This window comes from Amycolatopsis sp. NPDC051371, assembly GCF_040682155.1.
GTDB lineage: Bacteria > Actinomycetota > Actinomycetes > Mycobacteriales > Pseudonocardiaceae > Amycolatopsis.
Genome location: NZ_JBFBAG010000034.1, coordinates 48,750 through 69,259, shown reverse-complemented (window position 1 = coordinate 69,259; position 20,510 = coordinate 48,750). Strand labels below are relative to the sequence as shown.

The following is a 20,510-nucleotide window of genomic DNA, read 5'->3' as shown; positions in this document are numbered from 1 at the left end:
GAGCCGGTGCAGGTTGAGGCGGCCGGTGTGGTTGCCGAACCGGTTGCGACCGAGGGCGAAACGGCCGATCGGGTTGCGGCGGAGCCGGCCCGGACCGAATCGGCCGATGTGGTTGCCGAGGCGGAGCCGGTGCAGACCGGTGCGTCGGTTGAGCCGGAGTCGGGCCAGGTCGAGCTGCCTGGTGTGGTTGCCGAGGCGGAGTCGGCGCAGACCGATGTGACTGCCGAGCCCGTCCAAGCCGAGGCGACTGATGTTGCTGCCGGCGCGGCGGACTCCGAGCAGACGGTTCCCGAGACCGAGCGAGCGGCGACCACCGAGGTTGCCGAGCCAGTGGCCGTTGAGTCCGACTCGCCGCAGGTTGAGGCCGATGTGGCTGCCGGACCGGCCGAAGTGGTCGCTGAGCCGCAGTCGGCGGCGGCCGAGCCGGTTGCGGCCGATGCCGAGCAAGCCCAAGCCGAGCAGACCCAAGCCGAGCAGCCCCAAGCCGAGCAGGCCCAAGCCGAGCGGAGCGAGGTGGCGGCCGAGGACGCTGCGCCGGCCGAAGCCGCCGTGACGGAGCCCGCGGAGGCGGAGCCGACGCAAGCCGAGGTGACCGACGCTGTGCCTCCGGTCGCCGATGCTGACCAGGGCGAAGATGCAAAGCCGGCGCAGGCCGAGGCGACTGCTGCGGTCGCCGAGCCGCAGGCGGCTGAGGCAACTCCCGCCGTGGCTGATGTTCCGGAGCCTGCCGAGGCGGAGCCGACTCAGGCCGAGGTGACCGATGCGGTTGCCGCCCCTGCGCCGGCCGATGCTTCCGTGCCCGAGCCGACTCCGGCCGAGGCAGCTCCTGTCGAGGCTGATGTTCCGGAGCCCACCCAAGCTGAGGTCACGGATGCGGTTCCCGCCACCGGGACCACGGCGCCGGCCGACGAGCTGCCTGCGGCCGCTCTCACCGACAATGTGGTCACCGAGGCCGACGAGCCGGTTGCCGCTGAGGCATCCGAGCGTGAGCCCGCCCAGGCCGACGAAGCGCAGGCCGACACCACTGGCGAAGCCACCGGTGAGCAGCGGAACCTCTGAGCCGCACGGCGCCGATCCCTTCGGCACCGCGCGACTCCGTGACTCCACCCTGCGCGCCTGGCAGGACTCGCCCACCCGGCTCCTCGAGGACACCAACGTCGAGCGGGACCTGCGCGTCGGTGCCTATCGGGATCGGCTCTTCGTCGAACTCGCGCAGAACGCCGCCGATGCCGCCATGGCCGCCGGGGAACCCGGGCGGATCCGGGTGTCCCTTGTGGACCGGGAGCTCAGGTTCGCCAACACCGGCGCCCCGCTCGACGCGCGCGGGGTTGCTTCCCTTGCCTCGCTGAGGGCGTCCGGGAAGACCGGGGACACCGTGGGCCGCTTCGGTGTCGGATTCGCCGCCGTTCGTACCGTTTCCGACGCTCCCAGCGTGGTCTCCGCCACCGGTGGCGTCGCCTTCTCCGCCGAGGAAACCCGCGCTGCCGCGAACATTCAAGGGGACGTTCCCGTCCTGCGGCTGCCTTGGCCGGTCGATACGAGCCCGCCGGACGGCTTCGACACCGAAGTCCGGCTGCCGCTCAGGGATGACGTCGACGGACGGGCTCTGCTCGATCAGCTCGGCAAGGACATCGGGGACCTGCTCCTCGCCCTGCCGTGGCTGGCCGAAGCCGATGTGGACGGTCGCGTTTGGACACGGAAGACCGACGGCGACATCGTCGAGATCCGGGGCCCGCAAAAGGAAACGCGGTGGCTGACCCACCGTGGTGACGTCGTCTGGGCGGTGCCGGTCGACTCCGATGGGGTCCCGAAGCCGCTCGACGAAGACGTTCTGCACGCCCCCACCCCGACCGACGACGGACTCTCGCTGCCTGCGCGGCTTCTCGCGTCCGTGCCCGTCGAACCTTCGCGACGCCGGGCGCTGCCCGGGGCCGAACTCGGCAAAGCACTCGAGGACGCCGCCAAAGAATACGTTCAGCTGGTGAGGTTGCTGCCGGCGGAACAACGGTTCGCGCTCGTGCCTGTCCCCGGTTTTCCGAAGTCCACTGTGGATGCGAAGCTGCGGGACGAAGTGCTGGCGAACCTCAGTGCCGAGCCATGGCTGTCCACTCAGGACGGTGGCGAGGTTGCCGGGCGGCAGGCGAAAGTGCTCGACGTCGACGTTCCCGGGCTGCCCGAACTGATCGCCGACTTCGTCCCCGGGCTGCTCAAAGGCGCTGCACCCGCCGGTGTGTTGAAAGCCGTCGCGGCGCAGGTCGTCAGCATCGAAGAGGTGCTGGAAACGCTTACCGGCGTCTCCCGGGAACCGACCTGGTGGCACGACGTCTACGTGACGCTCGCCAAGGCCGTCGAGTCGCAGGCGCTCGCGAGTGAGCGGCTGGACGGGCTGCCCGTTCCCCTCTCCGACGGCCGGACGCTGCCCGGGGCGCGGGGCTGCCTGCTGGTCGAGGGGTCGGCCGAACTGCTCGACCTCCTGTCCGATGTGGATATTCCCGGACTGCGGCTGGTGCACCCCGCCGCTTCGCACCCGTTGCTGGAACGGTTGGGCGCCAAGCAAGCCGACGCTCGCGAGCTGCTCAACGCCGACCAGCTGCGCGACGCCGTCGAGCGCAGTGTCGAAGACGTCCGGTCCGGTTTGGACGGTACGACGCTCGCGGGTGCCGTCCTCCGGCTGATCGCCGACTGCGGGGACGACGCCCCGCGGTGGGTCGGCGCCCTCGCCCTGCCCGCCACCGAAACCTGGCGGCGCGCCGACGAACTGGTCCTGCCGACCTCGCCGCTGCTGGACGTCTTCGACGAAGAGGTCTTCGACGAGGACGGCGCGCTCGACGTCCTGGACGAGGACTTCGCCGAAGATTGGCCGGCCGGCACGCTCAAAGCCGCCGGTGTCCTCGACTCGTTCGCGGTGGTCACCGACGATGAGCCGCACGAGCCCGACCACGACCTGCCGGACGAGGAAGCCTGGTGGGACTCGCTGCCGGAACCGCCGTCGACGCTCGTCGCGATCCGGGACCTCGACCTCGTCGCCGACGACGCCTGGCCCGCCGCGCTGCGCCTGCTCGCCGCGCGCCCGGAAACGTTGCACGCCTTGCGCGCGCCCCGGGGGCATGCCGCCTGGTGGATCGCGCAGTACGCGGTCCTCGGCGACGCGGCGCCGGCCGAATGGCGGATGCCCGGTGCCGACCTGGCCGGACTCTTCGACGAGGTTCCCGATCTCGGTCTGGGCGAAGAGCTCCTGAGAACCGCTGGGGTGCGGACAGATCTGCGGGTGTCCAATGTGGACGAGGTTGAAGACGTCCTGAAGCGTCTCGCGGATCCGGACCGGACCGTCTCGATGGGACTGACCACCCGCGCCTACGACGCCGTCGCCGAGTCCGGGTTCGAACCGCGGCCGCCGGAAGCGGTGCGGGCCGCCGACGGGTCCGTTGTGGACGGTGCGCTGATTCTCGACGTGCCGTGGGTGGCCGGGGCGCTCGAACCTGGCCAGTACGTCGTCGCGCCCGAGGATCCAGAACGCCTCGCGGACCTGCTCGACCTCCCGCTCGCCAGTACCGAGCAGGCCACGGTGACCAGTGAGGGCGAGTACGCGCCTTGGGCCGAGCTGCCCGCGCTGAAGCTCGTCGCCGACCTGCTCGGCATCCGGTTGCCCGAGGGTGGCGTCCTGGTGCACGATCCGCTAACCGTGTCGATCCAGGGCGCCGAACACGACGTCCAGTGGTGGTCCGACGACCGGCTGCACGCGGCGGACACGTCCGAAGGCCTGGCCCGCGCGTTCGCCTGGGCGGCGGGGCGCTGGCCCGACCGGCACCTCATCACCGCGCTGCTCGACGACCCGTCGCCGAGGACGCTGCTCGGCTAGAGCCGCTGCGCCGACTTCGAACCCCGCCGGGCGGCGGCCCGCTGCCAGGTGATGATCGCCATGCCGATGAACCCGAGCACGAACCCGGACAGCGCCGTCTGCACCCACAGCCCCGAAGTCGTGAAGAAGAGCACCACCAGCGCGACAGCCCAGATCGAGGTGCCTACGATCACCACCGGCGTCAGGTCGGTCAGCTTCTTGGGCAGCTCCGGCGTGTGCCGCAACGAGCCCGTAACCTCCGGTGGATTGCTCGGATCACTCACGAGGTGCAGGGTACTCCGCAGCAGCGAGAGAATGGGCAGGCGAATGGCGGAGCAGGAGACGACCCGCACGGGGACGTCCACACTGGACCGGTTCTTCAAGATCACCGAACGGGGTTCGACCGTGCCGCGCGAGTTGCGCGGCGGCCTGGTCACCTTCGTCACGATGGCCTACATCGTGGTGCTGAACCCGCTGATCATCGGCAGCTTCTCCGCCGGCGACGCGGGCGCGCACAAGGACCTCCTCGGCGGGATCCTGCCCGTATCGCAGGTCGCCGCGGTGACGGCGCTGGTCGCGGGCGTCATGACCATCCTGATGGGGCTCGTCGCGAACTACCCGTTCGCCATCGCGACCGGCCTGGGCATCAACAGCCTGGTCGCGGTCACCATCGCCCCGCAGATGACCTGGCCCGAAGCGATGGGCCTGGTCGTCATCGAGGGCGTCATCATCGTGGCGCTCGTGCTCACCGGGTTCCGCACCGCGGTGTTCCGGGCCGTGCCGGCCGCGCTGAAGTCCGCGATCGCCGTCGGCATCGGCGTGTTCATCTGCCTGATCGGACTGGTCGACGCCGGGTTCGTCCGCCGGCTGCCGGACGACGCGCACACCACCGTCCCGGTCGGCCTCGGCATCAACGGCTCGATCGCCTCCTGGCCGACCGCGGTGTTCGTCGTCGGCCTGCTGATCACCGGCGTCCTGGTCGTGCGCAAGGTCAAGGGCGCGATCCTGATCGGCGTGCTGTCCTCGACCGTGCTGGCCATCGTCGTCGAGGCGATCGTCAAGGCCGGGCCGTCGCAGGGCACGAACCCGAAGGGCTGGAACCTCGGCTACCCGGCGCTGCCGGACCAGGTCGTCGGCCTGCCGAACCTCTCGCTGGTGGGTGACGTCTCGTTCGGCGCCTGGACGCGGCTGCCGATCATCACCGTCTGCCTGCTGGTCTTCACGCTGGTCCTGGCCGACTTCTTCGACGCGATGGGCACCATGACCGGCCTCGCGAAGGAGGCCGACCTGCTGCCGGCGGACGGCCAGCTGCCCAACGTCGGCAAGGCGCTGTTCGTCGAGGGCCTCGCGGGCGCTGCGGGCGGGTTCGGCTCGGCCAGCTCGAACACGGTGTTCGTCGAGTCGGCGTCCGGTATCGCCGAGGGCGCGAGGACGGGCCTGGCGAACGTCGTCACCGGCGTGCTGTTCATCGCCGCGATGTTCCTGACGCCGCTCTACCAGGTCGTGCCGGTCGAGGCGGCCGCGCCGGCGCTGGTCGTGGTCGGCGCGATGCTGATGGCGCAGGTCCGCGACATCGACTTCACCGACTACTCGATCGCGCTGCCCGCGTTCCTGACCATCGTCGTCATGCCGTTCACGTACTCGATCGCCAACGGCATCGGCGCCGGCTTCGTCAGCTACGTCGTGATCCGCGCGGCGACCGGCAAGGCCCGCCAGGTGCACCCGCTGATGTGGGTGATCGCGGTGGCGTTCGTCGCGTACTTCGCGGTCGGGCCGCTGCAGGCGGCGTTCAAGTGATCAGCCCGGTGCGCTGACTTTCATGGCGGCGTCCAGGACGCCGCGGTTGCGGTCGAACTCGGCGGGCGGCGCCTCGTAGCGGATCGTGACGAGGCTGTCGCCCGCGCCGAGCCCGACGACGGCGACCCGCTCGGGCGTGCCGTCGCGGAGGTAGGTGTAGTCCCACTCGGCCGCGTCCTGGATGTCACCGGCTTCGACGGGCGCCACGACCGAGCCGTCGTGGTGGGCCTTCTCGGCGATGGCCTTGAGTCCGCTCAGCGCGTCTTCCTGCGTGATCGGCACCTTGTCGGTCTCCAGCAGGAGGTCGTGGTCGCGGTAGCTCGCCCGGTCGTTCTGGTGCGTCACGATCCAGCCCGATGGGACCGGGATCCGGATCGCCCAGCCGCGCCCGCCGGACACCTCGGGGAACTCGTACTCCTCGATGGACGGCTGGGCGACGGACGGGCTCGGCGCCGCTGTCGATGGCGGTGGTGCGGCCGCCGGAGCCTCTTCGCCGGGCCAGAGCAGCGCCACCACGATCGCCAAGAGCGCCGCACCGACCACGGCCGAGCCCACCAGCTTCTTGTTCATCCGACCCCCACGTTCGTTCCCTCGGAGAGGACGCGCGGAGGTGGTCCAGGTTGCGGGTTGACGGAGATCACCCGTGCGGCCGAAGTTTCGTAAGGTATGCTAACTATATGTCCGGCGACACGCACGAACGCTCCTTGGCGAGCCGTCTGCGTCTCGCGGTGGTCCGGCTCAACCGCCGGCTGCGGGCACAGCGCGTCGGGGACGACTTGACCCTGACTCAGGTCGCCGCGCTGTCCACCTTGCACAAGTGCGGTGCGCTGACCCCGGGTCAGCTCGCCGCGAAGGAAGGCGTCCAGCCGCCCTCGATGACGAGGGTGATCGCCGCGCTCGAGGAGATGAAGTTCGTCGAGCGGCGCCCGCACCCGACCGATGGCCGGCAGGCCATCGTCGAGCTGTCCGCGAGCGGGCTGGCCTACGTGCAGAAGGCCATCTCCGTGCGGGAAGCGTGGCTGGACAGGCAGTTGGCAGAACTCGGCGACGAAGAGCGTGAAGTGCTCTCGAAAGCCGCCGAAATCATAGACAGGATGGCGGGGAACTAACCACGGTGACGGTCACGGGTAGCGAAACGAAGCGTTCGATCGAGACCACTGCTACCCGGGAAACGGCCCCACCGCCGTCCGCTTCGCCACCGTCCCCACCCAAGCGCAGCAGCATGTTCGCCTCGCTGCGGGTCCGCAACTACCGGCTCTTCTTCACCGGTCAGGTCATCTCGAACGTCGGCACCTGGATGCAGCGCATCGCCCAGGACTGGCTGGTGTTCACCCTCAGCGGCAACAACCCGATCGCCCTCGGCGTCGCGGTGGCGCTGCAGTTCGCGCCGACGCTGTTCCTCTCGCTGTGGGCCGGTGTCCTCGCCGACCGCGTCGACAAGCGGCGGCTGCTGACCTGGATCCAGGTCGCGGCGTGTTCGCAGGCGGTCATCCTCGGCGTCCTCGACCTGACCGGGCTCGTGACGCTGTGGCAGATCTACGTCCTGTGCTTCACGCTCGGCGTGACGGCGTCGCTCGAAGTGCCGACGCGGCAGTCGTTCGTCGCCGAGATGGTCGGCCGGGACCAGATCGCGAACGCCGTCGCGCTGAACTCGTCGATCTTCAACATGGCGCGGATCGTCGGACCGGCGATCGCCGGGTTCGCGATCACGTGGATCGGCACCGGCTGGCTGTTCATCGCGAACGCGATCAGCACGGTCGCGGTGATCATCGGGCTGGTCCTGATGAACCCGGACAAGCTGTTCCGCGTCGCGGCGGTACCGCGCGAGAAGGGGCAGCTGGCCGAAGGCCTCCGCTACGTCCGGCGGCGCTCGGACCTGATGACGGTGATGGTGCTGGTGCTGTTCGTCAGCACGTTCGGCATCACGTACTTCAGCTCTCTCCCGATCGTCGCGGCGAACGTCTTCCACACCGCGGCCGACGGCTACGGGCTGCTGTCGACGCTGGTCGCGGTGGGCACCTTCACCGGCGCGGTGATGTCCGCCCGCCGCGGGACGAAGGGCCGGCCGCGGGTGCGGCTGATGCTGGTGTCGGCCTTCTTCCTCGGCGTGTTCGAGCTGATCACGGCGTTCATGCCGACGTACCTGACGTTCGGCCTCGGCCTGATCCCGCTCGGCTTCGCCACGATGACGTTCCTCAACACGGCGAACGCACTCGTGCAGACGTCGGTCAGCCCCGAGATGCGCGGCCGCGTGATGGGGCTGTACGTGCTGGTGCTCATCGGCGGCAACCCGATCGGCGGGCCGATGGTCGGGTGGATGGCGCAGGCGTTCGGCGGGCGGTCTCCCTTCTACATCGGCGGGGCGGTTTCGGCTGTGGCCGCGGTGGTGTGCGCGGTGGTGCTGATCCGACGGGGCGGGGTTTCCTGGCCGGTCCAGCGGGGGTTCGGGCTCCGGATCCTGAAGCGGGCGAAGGTCTAGCGGCCGAGGAGGGGTGGCACCAGCTTCTCGGCGAGCTGGTGCAGTTCGCCGCGTGGTCGGTCGTCGCCGATCCGGGTGATCTCGATGCTCTGGGACGAATCGTCGATGAGCTGGATCTCCAAGTCGACACCCGGCACCTGCTCCCGGGCGGGGCGGCCGGCGACCCTGGTACCGAAGGCGTGGGTGCTGGTGGGGTGGTACGAGACCTTGAACGAAGTGCCGCCTTGGCTGGTTTCACACGAGCCGAAGTAGTCGGGCTTCACTTGGTCGAGCTGGGTGTTCAACGCTCGCGCCAGCTGAGTGCACAACTGCCAGGTGGCCAAGGGGAGTGCGGCGTCGACGATCCCGGTGCCGGGGACCGGGGTCATCTCGCGCGACCGGAGCTGCTCGTCCGCGGTCGGCAACGCCGGCCCGGGGGTGGTGATCGCACCGACCATCGTGGTGCCGAGAGCCTGCGCCATCCCCACGTAGTCGTGGTCGGCCTGGTCACCCGGTTGCCGCGTGATGTGGAGCTGGAGCAGCGGGGTCGCCCACGCCTCATGGGTGTCGGCCAACGGGACCGACAGCGTCGCGGAGGTGGAAGTCTTCGTCATCGTGCCGTGGTGCCCGGCGACGGTCACCTCCGCCGGATCGCGACCGATGTCCGGTGCCTCGCTGTAGGTGGTGGCCGTGACGTCCAGGTCCGCGGTGACCACGTGGCAGTCGCCGTAGACCTTCGCTTCGCGCAGGACCGGCCCGTTCAGCGCGCTCGCCCAGGTCTGCTCCGGTACCGCGTTGCACAGCACCTGGCCGGCGGTGAACGCCTGCAGGGCGGCCGCCATTTCGCCGGTCGGCATCGGGACCGGGCGGATCAGCTCGGCGCGCTCCGACGGCCACACGGCCGGCAGGGTCCGCGGCGCGGCCGGTGGTGCCGGCGAGTCACGGGTCGAGTACCAGGCCAGGCCGCCCGCCAGCATGAACACCGCCGTCAGCGAGACGGCGATGAGCACTGTGCGGTCTTTCTGCATCCCCCTCATGTTCACGGCGTAACCGTATCGGCACGCACCGACAGAAAATGGGGGGTTCGGGCGGCGGTGTCACCCGGACGAGTGAGATCCGAGTCTCCCTGGCGGGACTCTTGCCCCAATAGATGAGGTTAGGCTAACCTCATGCACGTCCGCTTCGTGGTGGGAGCGGCAGTCAGTTCGGGAACGGACGGAGCCCCGGCCCTGGTAACCCCAGGCCGGGGCTTCGTTCATTTCACGGCAGTGTCGGGCTGAGCGCGCCGCTCGTCAAGGGACTCTCACCCGGTGGCGTGGGCAGCCGCGTCAGCGGGAGGCCGAAGTAGACCCGGTACGCCATGCGGATCGCGGCCTCGGTCGGCAGCGCGACCTCGTGCCGGACGCCGTCGACCGTCTCGATCAGCCGGTCGCCCGACAGCGTGACCCGGCCCTGGGACGTCGGGCGGGAGCACGTCAGGGACTTCGTGAAGTGGGACTCCGGGGATGTCGCCTGCCACCACGCCATCGGGACGAAGTCCGAGAGGGGCCGCGGGCGGCGCTCGAGGCGGTACTGCGGCTCGCCGTCCCGCACCACGTCGACGTCGCCGTGCGGTGCGTCCAGGATCAGGAACTCGCCGTCCGGGTCGGACTGGGCGTCCACGCCGGACAGTCGCAGCGGGTGCCGGGAGAACCGGCCGAAGCCGACGTCGACCAGCCACGGCTCATCGAGCTCGACGATGATCGCCGCGTGGTCCAGGGGCGGGCCGAGGGTGCCGTCCGGGCGGAACACCTGGGCCGCGTGCAGGGAAGCGGCGTACCCGAGTTCGCGCAGCAGGGCCGCGAAGAGGCCGTTGAGCTCGTAGCAGAAGCCGCCGCGCCGGCGCTCCACGATCTTGCCGGCCAACGCTTCTTCGGCCAGCACGACCGGCTCGCCGAGGTGGATGCTCAGGTTCTCGAACGGGACCGCGGCCAGGTGGTGTTCCTGCAGGTGGCGCAGGGTCGCCAGGTCGGCCGCCGCGGGCCACGCGACACCGAGGCGGGCCAGATACGCGTCAACGTCCATGCCCTCAACTCTCACACCTCGACCGCGCTCGAGGTCAAGCGGATTTCACCCGCCGACGAAAAACGGGGCCCTCCCGTGCAGGGGGACCCCGTTTTGCGACAGCGTGCTCAGCCGAGCAGCAGGCCGTTGCCGCCGGCGACGGCGTTGTCGAAGCGCTTGCTGATCTCGGCCCAGTTGAAGATGTTCCACAGGGCCTCGACGTACTTCGGCTTCACGTTCTTGTAGTCCAGGTAGAACGCGTGCTCCCAGACGTCGACCAGCAGGATCGGCACGGTCGGCAGGATCAGGTTGTTGTGGTGGTCGCGCAGCTGCTGGGTGATCAGCGTCTTGCCGATCGGGTCCCAGGAGAGCGCGCCCCAGCCGTTGCCCTGGATCGTGGTCGACACGGCGGTGAACTGCGCCTTGAACTTGTCGAAGGAGCCGAACGCCTCGTCGATCGCCGCGGCGAGCTCGCCGGTCGGCTTGTCGCCGCCTTCCGGCGACAGGATCTTCCACCACACGACGTGGTTGGCGTGGCCGGCCAGGTTGAAGGCCAGCGTGGTCTCCAGGCCGACGATGCCGCCGAAGTCACCGGCGTCGCGGGCTTCCGCGATCTTGTCGAGCGTGTCGTTCGCGCCCTTGACGTAGGTCGCGTGGTGCTTGCTGTGGTGCAGCTCGTTGATCTCGCCGGAGATGTGCGGCGCGAGGGCGCTGTAGTCGTAGTCGAGATCGGGGAGCTCGTAGCGGGCCATTGGCCCTCCTTCTGTCTTCGACACAAGTTTCCGGTATCGAACCTAGTAGCACGCCGCCCTCCGCGGCGAGCGGGGGCGCGTGGCCGTCACACCGTGGGACGGCGGCTCTCCAAGTGGCGTACCCGAGGGTCCGGCACCCGAAACCGAGCCTGCTACCTGCACTTGACTGGAGGTCAACCAGGTGTGAGAACGATCATTCAGGCGCGGTACTCGTCGAGGCGCGAAGCCAGCTCCTCGAACACCGCGACGTTGCACTCGAACGCCACCAGCGTCTCGTCGATCACTGCCGCCTGTGCCGTCTGGTCCCACGGCGCGTTGTCCAGCTTCGCGCGGTACCGGTCGCGGAAGCGGGGTGCGCTGCCGATGCCCTCGAAGTGGTAGAAGAGCGTGCCCGCCTCGGCGACGTCGTACTTCTTCTCCAGCAGCCGGCGGATCGCCTGGCCGCCGGCGATGTCGCCCAGGTAGCGCGTGTAGTGGTGCGCCACGTACCCGCCCGCCCACGAAGACGCTTCGCCGACACGCGCGACGTACGCCTGCGTCGAAGCCAGCGGTGAGATCGACGAGCGCCAGTCCGGGCCGACCAGGTGCGCGAGGTCGCGCTCGAGGTGGGGCAGCCGCCGCAGCTCGTCGAAGACGAACTCGCCGCCGACCGGGTGGCCGGCCATGCGGTCGCTCGCCGCCTCGATCGCGCTGTAGACGAAGTAGTACTGGATCGCGAGCTGGGTGTAGCCCTCCTGCGTCAGCTCGCCGCCGAGCAGGGCGCGCATATACGTCGAGTAATTCGCCTTCTCGTGCACCTCGAGCGTCGACGCGCGCAGGGTCGCCGAGAACGGGCGAGCGTCCGTGGTCACCGACATGGGGCAGCCTCCCGGCGATCGATCTGACACGCTGTCAGAAAGATCGTAGGGCATTTCCTTGAGTTAGGCTACCCTAAACAGCAGCTCCGACCGCTCGCAGCACGAACCGCACCGCGGCCTCGATGACGTCTTCCAGCTGCTCAGGAGGCCCGTCGACGAGCGTCCGGTTGCCCAGCGCGGCCGTGATCATCGGGATGAGGACGTCCGGGTCCTCGGCCGGCCAGCGCCCCAGGTCGACGCCGCCGGCCAGGATCGCGCGCAGCCGGTCGGTGATCGGGTCGGCGTGCGCGCTGATCCGCCGGTACGCCGCGGGCGCCAGCGCCGACGCGAGCGCCGTGCCCGGCGGCATGTGGTACTCGGCCAACACGCGCAGCTGCAGCCGGACGAACGTCGCGAGCTGGTCGACCGGGTCGGCGTGGGCCTCGACGGCTTCGGTCAGCCGCGTGACGTACCGCGCCGCTTCGTCCTCGACGAACGCGACGAGCAGGCTTTCCTTGTCCGGGAAGTGGTTGTACAGCGCGGTCCGGCCCACCCCGGCCGCCGAGGCGACGCCGGCGAGCGTGATCGCGTCGAAGCCGCGTTCGTAGAGCTGGGCGCGCAGGACGTCGAAGACCCGCGTGCGGACTTCGCGCCGGTGCGCCTCGAGCGACTCACCGAGAATCTTCGGCATCGGCCCAGGTTAGCGCTCAGTCACCCAGCGTCCAGGTGTGCACCGGCTCGCCGGACTCCGAGAGCTCCAGGTAGCGCCCCAGCATCCGGGAAAGCGCCTCTTCCCGGTCCAGGCCGCGCTCCTGCGCGCGCACGACGTAGTCCCGCTGCCAGGTCGCCCCGGTCCGCCGCGCGAGGCACCGGCGCTCGATGATCCCGAGGTAGCGCTCGCGGGCTTCGTCGGAGACGTCGGAGCGGCGCAGTCCCTCGTGGGCCAGCGGCAGCAGCACGCGCAGCGCCAGCTCGTCCGGCGGGATCCAGCCGATGCCCGGCCAGTACAGCTGGGCATCGAAGCCGCGTCGCGCGCCGGCGTAGAGGTTTTCCTCCGCCGCCTGGAAGGACATCTGGCTCCACACAGGGCGTTCCGCCTCGGCGAGCGCGCGCTGGGCACCGTAGAAGAACGCCGCGTTCGCCACGGTGTCGACGACGGTCGGCCCGGCCGGCAGCACCCGGTTCTCGATCCGCAGGTGCGGCAGGCCGTCGACGACGTCGTACACCGGGCGGTTCCAGCGCCAGATGGTGCCGTTGTGCATGCGCAGCTCGGTGAGTTTCGGGGCCTGACCCGCGTCGAGCGCCTCGATCGGGTCTTCGGCGTCGGTTTCCGGGAGCAGGCCCGGGAAGTAGCGGACGTTCTCCTCGAACAGGTCGAAGATCGACGTGATCCAGCGCTCGCCGAACCACACCCGCGGCCGCACGCCCTGGTTCTTCAGCTCCTCCGGCCGGGTGTCGGTCGCCTGCAGGAACAGCGGGATCCGCGTCTCGTGCCAGAGCGCCTTCCCCAGCAGGAACGGCGAATTCGACGCGAGCGCGATCTGCAGCCCGGCCAGGCACTGCGCCGCGTTCCAGTGCGCCGCGAACTCCTCGGGCGCGACCTGGAGGTGCAGCTGCACGCTGGTGCACGCGGCCTCCGGCAGGATCGACTCCGCGTAGCTGCGCAGGCGCTCGGGCTGCTGGCCCGGCAGCGGCGCGCCTTCCATCGCGAGCACCGTGCGTTCGCCGCGCGCGGCGAAGATCTGGTCGTTCAGCGTGGAGTACCGGGTCTTGTTGGTGAGCCACTTCTGGTCGAAGTGCTCGTGCTTCAACGTCGGCAGGATGCCGATCATGGCCAGCGACGACCCGGTGTCGCGGGCCTTCGACGCCGCGGTCGCGAGGTACGCGCGCAGGTCGTCTTCGAGCTGGAGGGCCGAATCGCCGGCCAGCGGCCGCGGCGGCACGTTCAGCTCGATGTTGTGCTGGCCCAGCTCGGTGGTGAACGACGGGTCGTCGAGCGCCTCCAGCACCGCGGTGTTCGTCATCGACGGGCGAAGCTCGCGGTCGACCAGGTTCAGCTCGACCTCGAGGCCGATGTTCTTGCGGGGGAACGAAAAACTGCCGTCGGTGAGCATGCGGGCCAACGTGTCCAGGCAACGCTGCACCTTGCGGCGGTACCGTCCCCGGTCGAGCGTGTTGAACGGTTGAGCCGCGAGGTCCATCCCCATGACCATCCCTGCTTCTTGCGTCGTCGTGGAACTAGGACGTCTTTCAGGTCCCGGCGGACAACCGTTACACAGCCGATGCAACCGGGCTAGCGGCCAAACTGGTGCTCTCCGTCACGGGGGGTTAACCGAAAGCAAAATACCTCCGTTCGTACCACGCGTGGCACGACATTCGGACCAGTGAGCCGCCCGGCAAGCGGATGACAGACTGGACGGATGGGCCTGATCCACATCGCCGGCCGCGACGACCCGCGGGTCGACGATTTCCGGGACCTGTCCACAGCGGACCGCCGCCCGGACCGCCCGGGCGGCAAGGGACTCGTCATCGCCGAAGGCACCGTCGTGGTGTCCCGGCTGCTGGCGTCCCGGTACCCGGTGCGGGCGCTGCTGGGCGTCGAACGGCGGTACGCCGAGCTGGCGGACGACCTCGCCGGGAGCGACGCGCCCCGGTACGCGGCTTCGGCCGAGACGATGGCCGACGTCGTCGGCTTCCACCTCAACCGCGGGATCCTCGCCATCGCCGACCGGCCGGCGCCGCTGACGGTGCCCGAAGTCGTCGCCGACGCCGGTACGATCGCGGTCCTCGAAGGCGTGGGGGACCACGAAAACCTCGGCGCGCTCTTCCGCAACGCGGCCGCGCTCGGCGTCGACGGTGTGCTGCTCGGACCCGGCTGTTCCGACCCGCTGTACCGGCGCAGCGTGCGCGTGTCGATGGGCCACGTCCTGCGCGTGCCGTTCGGGCACCTCACGGACTGGCCGGGCGGGCTCGACGACCTGCGGGCGCGCGGGTTCGCCGTCGCCGCGTTCACCCCGCGGCCGGGCTCGATTCCCCTGCGCGAGCTGCGGGCGCACGCGCCCGGGCGGGTGGCGCTGCTGTTCGGCGCGGAAGGTCCCGGACTGACCGAAACGGCGCTGGCGGCGGCTGATCACGCGGTCCGGATACCCATGCCGGCCGGAGTCGACTCCCTCAACATCGCGACGGCCGCCGCCGTGGCCTTCTACGAACTGGCGCGGGCCGACTAAGGTTCTGGTCTCGGGACGAGCGGGCGGCGCGAAAGGACACCATGGAGCTGCGGATCCGCGGTGAGCGCGCGGTGCTGGCCGGACCCGGTGGGGAGCAGGCGCGCGAGGTCGACCCGCACAAGCTCGCGATCGGCTCGGACCTCGCGCAGGCCCTGCACGAGTGGGCGCGCGTCGCGTCCGCCGTCTCAGCCGACTCCGGGGCCGAAGCGGGCGCGGTCGTCTCGCAGCGTGGCCGTCAGCTCGCCGGCCGGCTCGCCTCGGTGATGGGCACGACCGTGCGGTTCGTGGACCCGGTGACCGGCGCCGACACGGTCGTCGAACCGGCTCCGCGGGCCGAGGCGCGCAGCCGCCGGTTCGTCCGGTCGGTGCTCGGCCCGTCCGGACCGCCAGGGGAGCCGACTCCGTGGCTGACCGGGCTGACCGTCTCGGCGTTCATCGCGGCGGTGGTCGTGGTGGCCATGCTGGCGCTGGCCTCGACCCTGGTCCGCCAGACCAGTGGCTGGCTGGCCCTCGCGGGGTCGGTCATCGTGACGGCCGGGATCGCGCCGTCGCTGTGGCTGATCCGCCGCACCCCGATCCTGCGCTGGGTCGCGTACGGCGCGGCGGGCGGCGTCGTGATCGCGTGGGTCGGCGTGCTGGTGATCGCCCTTTAGCGATACCGGACGTAAGTGACGAGCGTGCCTTGGGCCCGCGTCCGGGTCTGGGAGCGGAAGACGTAACCGTGGTGGGCGGCGATCCGGGCGACGAGCTCGGGGGAGACGTCGAACTGGCCGATGAAGAAGCTGACGCTGTTCTTCCCGGTGAACTCCCCGGCCAGCCAGCCGACGCGGGTGGAACGGGGGAAGACCCGCAGCACCCACAACAGCGGGGGCACGCCGAGCAGCGTGAGGCTGAAGCCGATCGCGAACAGGTGTTCGTCGCCGGTGACCGCGGCCGTCACGCCGCTGCCGCCGAAGCAGAGCAGGGCCCACGCCGCCGGGACGATGAAGCCGGCGAACGACATCCGGAACTTCCGTGGCGCTCGCGGTGGTGCCGATGGGCGGCGCAGCAGCAGGATCAGGTCGGTGGGGTCGGTGAACTCCGCGACGGGCGAGAGACCTTCAGCGCCGGCGATCGCCGCGATCCGGGCCGGCGGCAGCTTCGCGTGCCGGACGCTCACCCACAGCTCGTTGCGGCCGTCGAGGTGGTTGCGCAGCCACTGCTCCCGGCCGGCCGCTTCCGCCGGGGGCTCGAAGACGGGCGGGCCGGGGAGGGTGTGCGGAGTGCCGAACACCAGCCCGGGACGGCACTTCACGAAGAGGTGCGACGTCTCGTTTCGCCCGGTGGTGCCCGGGCCGCCGTAGAAGTAGCCGTACCGCGAGGCGACCTCGGCCAGCAACTCCGTGGACAGCGAGACCGGGTGGGGGACGGCGGCTTGCGGCCGGCCGTCGAACTGCGCGTCCAGCCAGGGAAGGCGCGGGGAGCGGCCGGCGAGGACCCGCATCGCGACCGCGCCGGCGAGCAGCGAAAGCACGGCGCCGCCGATCAGCAGCAGTGGTCCGAGCGCCCAGTGCGTCAGCTGCCCCCAGGCCGCCGCGGCCACCACGCAGGCGGCGAACAGGACGGTCAGGCCGAACCAGACTTGTTGCCGGGTGATCCGCTGCGAGGTGCGCGGCCGCAACTCTTCCTCGGGCAGACCGGCGCGGCGCAGGAGCAGGAGCCGGTCCGTGGGGTCGGCGACCTCGGCCACCACCGCCATCCCGGCGGCCGCCCCGACCTCGCCGACGTCCGCCCGGCCCAGCCGCAGCCGGCGCAGGCTCGCCCAGAACTGCTCCTGCCCGGTCAGCAGTTTCGCGAGCCGGCGCCGGTCGGCGTCCGTGCCCGGCCCGCGGTCGAAGTGCGGCGGGAAGAACTGGGGCGCGAACTCGAACCGCAGGGAGCCGGCCTGGCCGGGCGGGATCTCGCGGTACCGGCGGGCGGCCGCGGTCTGCCGGACGGCGGCGGGGTCGAGCGCCCACCGCCGCGGCGAAACCTCGACCACCGGCGCGCCGGAGAACACCCCGAACTCCAGCTCACCCCGGCGGAGCAGCCAGGCCTGCTCGCCGGGGGACGCCGTCGCCGTCAGCACCGGAAATCACGCTGCATAATCGATCCACCCCTCAGCGTGACATCGTAACCTGACGGCATGCGGCAGCTCGACGCGTTGCGGAAGTTGTGCCTGGCCCTGCCCGAGGCGACCGAGCGGCTCAGCCACGGGTCGCCGGCGTGGTTCGTGCGCGGCAAGAAGACGTTCGTCATGTTCGCCGACGACCACCACGGCGACGGCAGGCTCGCCTTCTGGTGCCCGGCGCCGCCCGGGGCGCAGGAGGAGCTGGTGCGCACCGAGCCCGGGCGCTTCTTCCGGCCGGCGTACGTCGGGCACCGGGGCTGGCTGGGCGTGCGGCTGGACGTCGACGTCGACTGGGACGAGATCGACCGGATCGTGCGCGAGGCCTACCGGCAGGTGGCCCCGAAGACGCTCGCAGCCCAGCTGGACTAGCGCCCCAATGTGGCCTTCGGTGCGTTCAACGCACCGAAGGGCCCCTTGGGTGCGTTCAACGCAACCAAGGCCACATTGGGGCGCTTGGCTCTAGCCGCGCTGGGAGCGGACCCCGAGCAGCACGTCCTCCCAGGACGGCACGATCGGGTGGTTCTTCTTGGCCTTCGGCCGCGGCTGGTCGGCGGCGGTGTCGTCCTCGGGATCCGCCGGGACGCGGGGGATCTCGCGGGTGTCGTCGTCCGGGTCCGGCTCGGCGGCCGGCAGCTCGGCGTGGTCCTGCGGCGGCACCGAGTCCAGCGTCGGCTGGAACTCCGCGTCGCGGGCCGGGTCGAGGGCGCGGACCGTGCGGGGCGCGCGGTAGGCGTTCGGGTCGAGCAGGACCTCGGCGTTCTCGTCGAGCGCCACGACCGTGCCGCCGTGCGCCCCGGGCGAGAACGCCCAGTGCGCGCGGTTGTCCGACCGCCCCGCCTTCCACTGGAGCACGACGACCCAGCGGCCGTCGTCGCCCTTCCAGGAGTCCCAGGTGGCCTGCGAGTAGTCGTGCCCGCGGACGCCGAAGCCGTACGCGACGACCTCGCCGAGCGTCTGCACGTCGGGGCCGTCCTCGCGGACCGGGTGGGCGCTCTGGGCGAGCTCGGCGGTCCGGGACCGTTCGAGCAGGACGGGGTAGGCGTAGCGCTCTACGCGCTGCTCCGAGATCCCGGCGCCGCTCGCCACCTGCTGGACTGATTCGCCGGCGCGGATTCGCGCCTGGATCTCGCGTGGCCGCATCTGGCTCTCCAACTCGATTTCGATCTGGCCGAGGCGGGTGAGGTCACCCCGCGCCGCAGCGCGCAGTCTTTCATCGGCCGGGAGGAGGAAGCGCGTACCGCTCGCCGAGTCTTCGCACACGATGGACTTACCGTCCTCGTGCAACCCGACTACCCGAAGCGTGCGCATTGTTCGCCTTCCCCGATGCTTCACCGTTGTGGGTGCCCACGTTAGAACGGCGCGTCGGCTTGACGTGAGAGGCGCGCCGAGTCCGTGCAGAACTGCCCACTGTTCACTTTGCGACGTCCGCATCATGGATCACCCTGGTCGGCGGCTGCCGGGTGACACGCCGGACACGGTAAGTCACGATCGAGTGGATCAAGAAGGCGGCAGGTGGACCGTCACCGTGAGACCGCCCCGGCGGCCGGGCTGGGCGTCCGCGTACCCGCCGTGGGCCTGGGCGACCGACCGCACGATCGACAACCCGAGCCCCGCGTTCCGCGTGTCCCCGGTCCGCTCCGAGCCGACCCGGCGGAACGGCTCGAACAACGTCGGCACGGCTTCGGGCGGCACCACCGGACCCGAGTTCCGCACCTCCAGGGCCGGATCGCCGCGCACCTCGACGTACACCCAGCCGCCCGAAGCGTTGTACGTGATCGCGTTGACCACCAGGTTCGTCACCAGCCGCTCGAGCAGCACCGGGTCGCCCGCGACGACGCGAGGCCGCAGCCGCGTCTCCACCTTCACCCCCGCCGACGCCGCCTGCGCGGACGTCGCCCGGACCACCGCCGCCACCACTTCGTCGAGGCGCACCGGGGCGCGCGCGGTGAGCCCGCGGTCGCTGCGGGCCAGGATCAGCAGGCCTTCGATCATCCGCTCGCTGCGCTCGTTCGTGTGCAGCAGGTGCGTGCCGAGCTTCCGCAGCTCCGGCGTCACTTCGGGGTCGGCCATCGCGACCTCGACCAGCGTCCGCTGTACCGCCAGGGGCGTCCGCAGCTCGTGGGACGCGTTCGCGACGAACCGCTTCTGGCTGTCGAACGACTCCGCGAGCCGGTCGAGCATGCCGTCGAACGTGTCCGCCAGCTCCTTCAGCTCGTCGGGCGGTCCTTCCAGGTTGATCCGCCGGTCGAGCTTGCCCGCTTCCAGCCGTCGCGCGGTCGACGTGATGTCGTGCAGCGGCCGCAGCGCGCGGCCGGCCATCAGCCAGCCGAACAGCACGGCCAGCGCCGCCGTCGCGACCAGCGCGATCGCCGAGCCGACGACCAGCGTGGACAACGTCGAGTCGCGGTACTCGTCCAGCGAGCCGCTGACCAGCCGCATCGCGACGCCTGCGGCGGGCACCGTCTCCGCCGGGACGCCGTAGGTCAGGTCGGCCGAGCCGACCGTCGACAAGGCGACCCGGGCCGGGTCCGGCAGCGTGCTCTGCACCAGCAGGTAGTTGATCACCACGAGCACCAGCCCGGCGAGCAGGAACAGCGCGCCGTACCAGGCCGTGAGCTTCGCGCGGACCGAGAAGCCGTTCACGGCGTGCCGAACCGGTAGCCCGCGCCGGGCACGGTCTCGATCACCGGCGGGTCGCCGAGCTTCCGGCGCAACGTCATCACCGCGACGCGCACCGCGTTCGTGAACGGGTCCGCGTGCTCGTCCCACGCCTTTTCCAGCAGGTCCTCGGCGCTGACCACCGCGCCCTCCGCCCGCATGAGCACCTCGAGCACGGCGAACTCCTTCGGCGAGAGCAGCAGGAACCGGCCGTCGCGCGCGGCTTGGTGTCGAGGCAGGTCGAGGACGACGCCGTCGCGCTCCAGCACCGGCGGCAACGCGGGCCGCGCGCGCCGCGAAAGCGCCTGCACCCGGGCGACCAGCTCGGCGAACGCGAACGGCTTCGTCAGGTAGTCGTCGGCGCCGAGGCCCAGGCCCGCGACGCGGTCGGTGACGTCGGCGGCCGCGGTCAGCATCAGCACGCGGGCCTCGCCGCCGGCCCGGACCACCGCGGCGCAGACGGCGTCGCCGTGCACCTTCGGCAGGTCGCGGTCGAGGACCACGACGTCGTAGCCGTGCACGCCGACCCGCTCCAGGGCCTGTTCGCCGTCGTAACAGACGTCGACGGCCATCGAAAACCGCCGCAACCCCTCCGCCACGGAGTCGGCCAGCAGCCGTTCGTCCTCCACCACCAGCACCCGCACCCGCACAGTCTGCGCAGAAGGGCCATAAGGACCGCATAAGCGACGTCGCTTAGCGCGCCCGAATCCCCCGCTCCGTAGACCTGGCACCCAACCGAAGGAGAAAGGAGC

At 70.7% G+C, this 20,510-nt stretch carries 19 protein-coding genes; 7 read left to right on the top strand and 12 right to left on the bottom strand.

Annotated features, from left to right (window positions below; translation table 11 throughout):
- Positions 1-1,039 precede the first annotated feature (1,039 nt).
- Positions 1,040-3,859 carry a molecular chaperone Hsp90 gene (locus AB0M59_RS34970; RefSeq protein WP_364623995.1) on the top strand — a complete coding sequence of 940 codons (2,820 nt, stop codon included), beginning with the start codon at positions 1,040-1,042 and terminating at the stop codon, positions 3,857-3,859.
- Here AB0M59_RS34970 and AB0M59_RS34965 read toward each other — a convergent pair.
- The gene (locus AB0M59_RS34965; RefSeq protein WP_364624104.1) at positions 3,856-4,083 is read right to left on the bottom strand and encodes a DUF2530 domain-containing protein; all 228 of its coding nucleotides are present in this window, start codon (positions 4,081-4,083) and stop codon (positions 3,856-3,858) included. The two genes, AB0M59_RS34970 and AB0M59_RS34965, sit on opposite strands and share 4 nt — an antisense overlap.
- An 82-nt stretch (positions 4,084-4,165) precedes the next feature.
- Here AB0M59_RS34965 and AB0M59_RS34960 point away from each other — a divergent pair, with 82 nt between their 5' ends.
- On the top strand, positions 4,166-5,635 hold the full coding sequence (locus tag AB0M59_RS34960) for an NCS2 family permease (RefSeq protein WP_364624102.1): 1,470 nt from the start codon (positions 4,166-4,168) through the stop codon (positions 5,633-5,635).
- On the opposite strand, the gene AB0M59_RS34955 is transcribed toward AB0M59_RS34960, so the two are convergent.
- A complete protein-coding gene (locus AB0M59_RS34955; protein ID WP_364623993.1) occupies positions 5,636-6,205 on the bottom strand; it encodes a hypothetical protein in 570 nt (189 codons plus the stop codon).
- 107 nt (positions 6,206-6,312) lie between these two features.
- Between AB0M59_RS34955 and AB0M59_RS34950 the strand changes: the two genes are divergently transcribed.
- Together AB0M59_RS34950 and AB0M59_RS34945 are read left to right on the top strand one after the other, a co-directional pair.
- Positions 6,313-6,744 carry a MarR family transcriptional regulator gene (locus AB0M59_RS34950; RefSeq protein WP_364623991.1) on the top strand — a complete coding sequence of 144 codons (432 nt, stop codon included), beginning with the start codon at positions 6,313-6,315 and terminating at the stop codon, positions 6,742-6,744.
- A gap of 113 nt (positions 6,745-6,857) precedes the next feature.
- Complete coding sequence (locus tag AB0M59_RS34945; protein ID WP_364623989.1) at positions 6,858-8,114, top strand: MFS transporter; 1,257 nt, start codon at positions 6,858-6,860, stop codon at positions 8,112-8,114.
- Here the strand turns inward: AB0M59_RS34945 and AB0M59_RS34940 are convergent.
- The 6 genes from AB0M59_RS34940 to AB0M59_RS34915 all read right to left on the bottom strand — a co-directional run bounded on the left by AB0M59_RS34940 (position 8,111) and on the right by AB0M59_RS34915 (position 13,931).
- Positions 8,111-9,121, bottom strand: a complete 1,011-nt coding sequence (locus tag AB0M59_RS34940; RefSeq protein ID WP_364623987.1) for a hypothetical protein — start codon at positions 9,119-9,121, stop codon at positions 8,111-8,113. The genes AB0M59_RS34945 and AB0M59_RS34940 overlap by 4 nt on opposite strands.
- A 232-nt stretch (positions 9,122-9,353) precedes the next feature.
- Positions 9,354-10,157, bottom strand: a complete 804-nt coding sequence (locus AB0M59_RS34935; protein ID WP_364623985.1) for an arylamine N-acetyltransferase — start codon at positions 10,155-10,157, stop codon at positions 9,354-9,356.
- A 107-nt stretch (positions 10,158-10,264) separates the two neighbouring features.
- A complete protein-coding gene (locus AB0M59_RS34930; protein WP_247058440.1) occupies positions 10,265-10,888 on the bottom strand; it encodes a superoxide dismutase in 624 nt (207 codons plus the stop codon).
- Positions 10,889-11,085: 197 nt separating this feature from the next.
- A complete protein-coding gene (locus AB0M59_RS34925) occupies positions 11,086-11,745 on the bottom strand; it encodes a biliverdin-producing heme oxygenase (RefSeq protein WP_364623983.1) in 660 nt (219 codons plus the stop codon).
- Between the two features lie 73 nt (positions 11,746-11,818).
- Entirely contained in the window at positions 11,819-12,415 is a 597-nt protein-coding gene (locus tag AB0M59_RS34920) for a TetR/AcrR family transcriptional regulator (protein ID WP_364623981.1), read from the bottom strand.
- A gap of 16 nt (positions 12,416-12,431) precedes the next feature.
- Positions 12,432-13,931, bottom strand: a complete 1,500-nt coding sequence (locus AB0M59_RS34915) for a glutamate-cysteine ligase family protein (RefSeq protein ID WP_364624100.1) — start codon at positions 13,929-13,931, stop codon at positions 12,432-12,434.
- A gap of 213 nt (positions 13,932-14,144) precedes the next feature.
- On the opposite strand from AB0M59_RS34915, the gene AB0M59_RS34910 reads away from it, so the two are divergent.
- Both AB0M59_RS34910 and AB0M59_RS34905 read left to right on the top strand, forming a co-directional pair.
- A complete protein-coding gene (locus AB0M59_RS34910) occupies positions 14,145-14,951 on the top strand; it encodes an RNA methyltransferase (RefSeq protein WP_364623979.1) in 807 nt (268 codons plus the stop codon).
- A gap of 41 nt (positions 14,952-14,992) precedes the next feature.
- Complete coding sequence (locus AB0M59_RS34905; protein ID WP_364623977.1) at positions 14,993-15,604, top strand: DUF2537 domain-containing protein; 612 nt, start codon at positions 14,993-14,995, stop codon at positions 15,602-15,604.
- Here the strand turns inward: AB0M59_RS34905 and AB0M59_RS34900 are convergent.
- Positions 15,601-17,058 (bottom strand): hypothetical protein, encoded by a 1,458-nt coding sequence (locus tag AB0M59_RS34900; RefSeq protein WP_364623975.1) that lies wholly within the window; start codon positions 17,056-17,058, stop codon positions 15,601-15,603. The genes AB0M59_RS34905 and AB0M59_RS34900 overlap by 4 nt on opposite strands.
- 57 nt (positions 17,059-17,115) lie before the next feature.
- Here AB0M59_RS34900 and AB0M59_RS34895 point away from each other — a divergent pair, with 57 nt between their 5' ends.
- Positions 17,116-17,469 (top strand): MmcQ/YjbR family DNA-binding protein, encoded by a 354-nt coding sequence (locus AB0M59_RS34895; RefSeq protein WP_364623973.1) that lies wholly within the window; start codon positions 17,116-17,118, stop codon positions 17,467-17,469.
- A 90-nt stretch (positions 17,470-17,559) separates the two neighbouring features.
- On the opposite strand, the gene sepH is transcribed toward AB0M59_RS34895, so the two are convergent.
- The 3 genes from sepH to AB0M59_RS34880 form a co-directional block, all read right to left on the bottom strand.
- The gene (gene sepH / locus AB0M59_RS34890) at positions 17,560-18,408 is read right to left on the bottom strand and encodes a septation protein SepH (protein ID WP_364623971.1); all 849 of its coding nucleotides are present in this window, start codon (positions 18,406-18,408) and stop codon (positions 17,560-17,562) included.
- Between the two features lie 189 nt (positions 18,409-18,597).
- The gene (locus AB0M59_RS34885) at positions 18,598-19,743 is read right to left on the bottom strand and encodes an ATP-binding protein (protein ID WP_364623969.1); all 1,146 of its coding nucleotides are present in this window, start codon (positions 19,741-19,743) and stop codon (positions 18,598-18,600) included.
- Positions 19,740-20,402, bottom strand: a complete 663-nt coding sequence (locus AB0M59_RS34880; protein WP_364623967.1) for a response regulator transcription factor — start codon at positions 20,400-20,402, stop codon at positions 19,740-19,742. The genes AB0M59_RS34885 and AB0M59_RS34880 overlap by 4 nt, the downstream gene beginning before the upstream one ends.
- Positions 20,403-20,510: the final 108 nt, after the last annotated feature.

Bases quoted from the DNA above. Each gene is read 5' to 3' on its own strand.
- AB0M59_RS34915 (WP_364624100.1), bottom strand. From the start codon at position 13,931: ATGGGGATGGACCTCGCGGCTCAACCGTTCAACACGCTCGACCGGGGA.
- AB0M59_RS34945 (WP_364623989.1), top strand. From the start codon at position 6,858: ATGTTCGCCTCGCTGCGGGTCCGCAACTACCGGCTCTTCTTCACCGGT.
- sepH (WP_364623971.1), bottom strand. From the start codon at position 18,408: ATGCGCACGCTTCGGGTAGTCGGGTTGCACGAGGACGGTAAGTCCATC.
- AB0M59_RS34930 (WP_247058440.1), bottom strand. From the start codon at position 10,888: ATGGCCCGCTACGAGCTCCCCGATCTCGACTACGACTACAGCGCCCTC.
- AB0M59_RS34895 (WP_364623973.1), top strand. From the start codon at position 17,116: ATGCGGCAGCTCGACGCGTTGCGGAAGTTGTGCCTGGCCCTGCCCGAG.
- AB0M59_RS34950 (WP_364623991.1), top strand. From the start codon at position 6,313: ATGTCCGGCGACACGCACGAACGCTCCTTGGCGAGCCGTCTGCGTCTC.
- AB0M59_RS34925 (WP_364623983.1), bottom strand. From the start codon at position 11,745: ATGTCGGTGACCACGGACGCTCGCCCGTTCTCGGCGACCCTGCGCGCG.
- AB0M59_RS34940 (WP_364623987.1), bottom strand. From the start codon at position 9,121: ATGCAGAAAGACCGCACAGTGCTCATCGCCGTCTCGCTGACGGCGGTG.
- AB0M59_RS34910 (WP_364623979.1), top strand. From the start codon at position 14,145: ATGGGCCTGATCCACATCGCCGGCCGCGACGACCCGCGGGTCGACGAT.
- AB0M59_RS34905 (WP_364623977.1), top strand. From the start codon at position 14,993: ATGGAGCTGCGGATCCGCGGTGAGCGCGCGGTGCTGGCCGGACCCGGT.
- AB0M59_RS34955 (WP_364623993.1), bottom strand. From the start codon at position 6,205: ATGAACAAGAAGCTGGTGGGCTCGGCCGTGGTCGGTGCGGCGCTCTTG.
- AB0M59_RS34935 (WP_364623985.1), bottom strand. From the start codon at position 10,157: ATGGACGTTGACGCGTATCTGGCCCGCCTCGGTGTCGCGTGGCCCGCG.
- AB0M59_RS34960 (WP_364624102.1), top strand. From the start codon at position 4,166: ATGGCGGAGCAGGAGACGACCCGCACGGGGACGTCCACACTGGACCGG.
- AB0M59_RS34920 (WP_364623981.1), bottom strand. From the start codon at position 12,415: ATGCCGAAGATTCTCGGTGAGTCGCTCGAGGCGCACCGGCGCGAAGTC.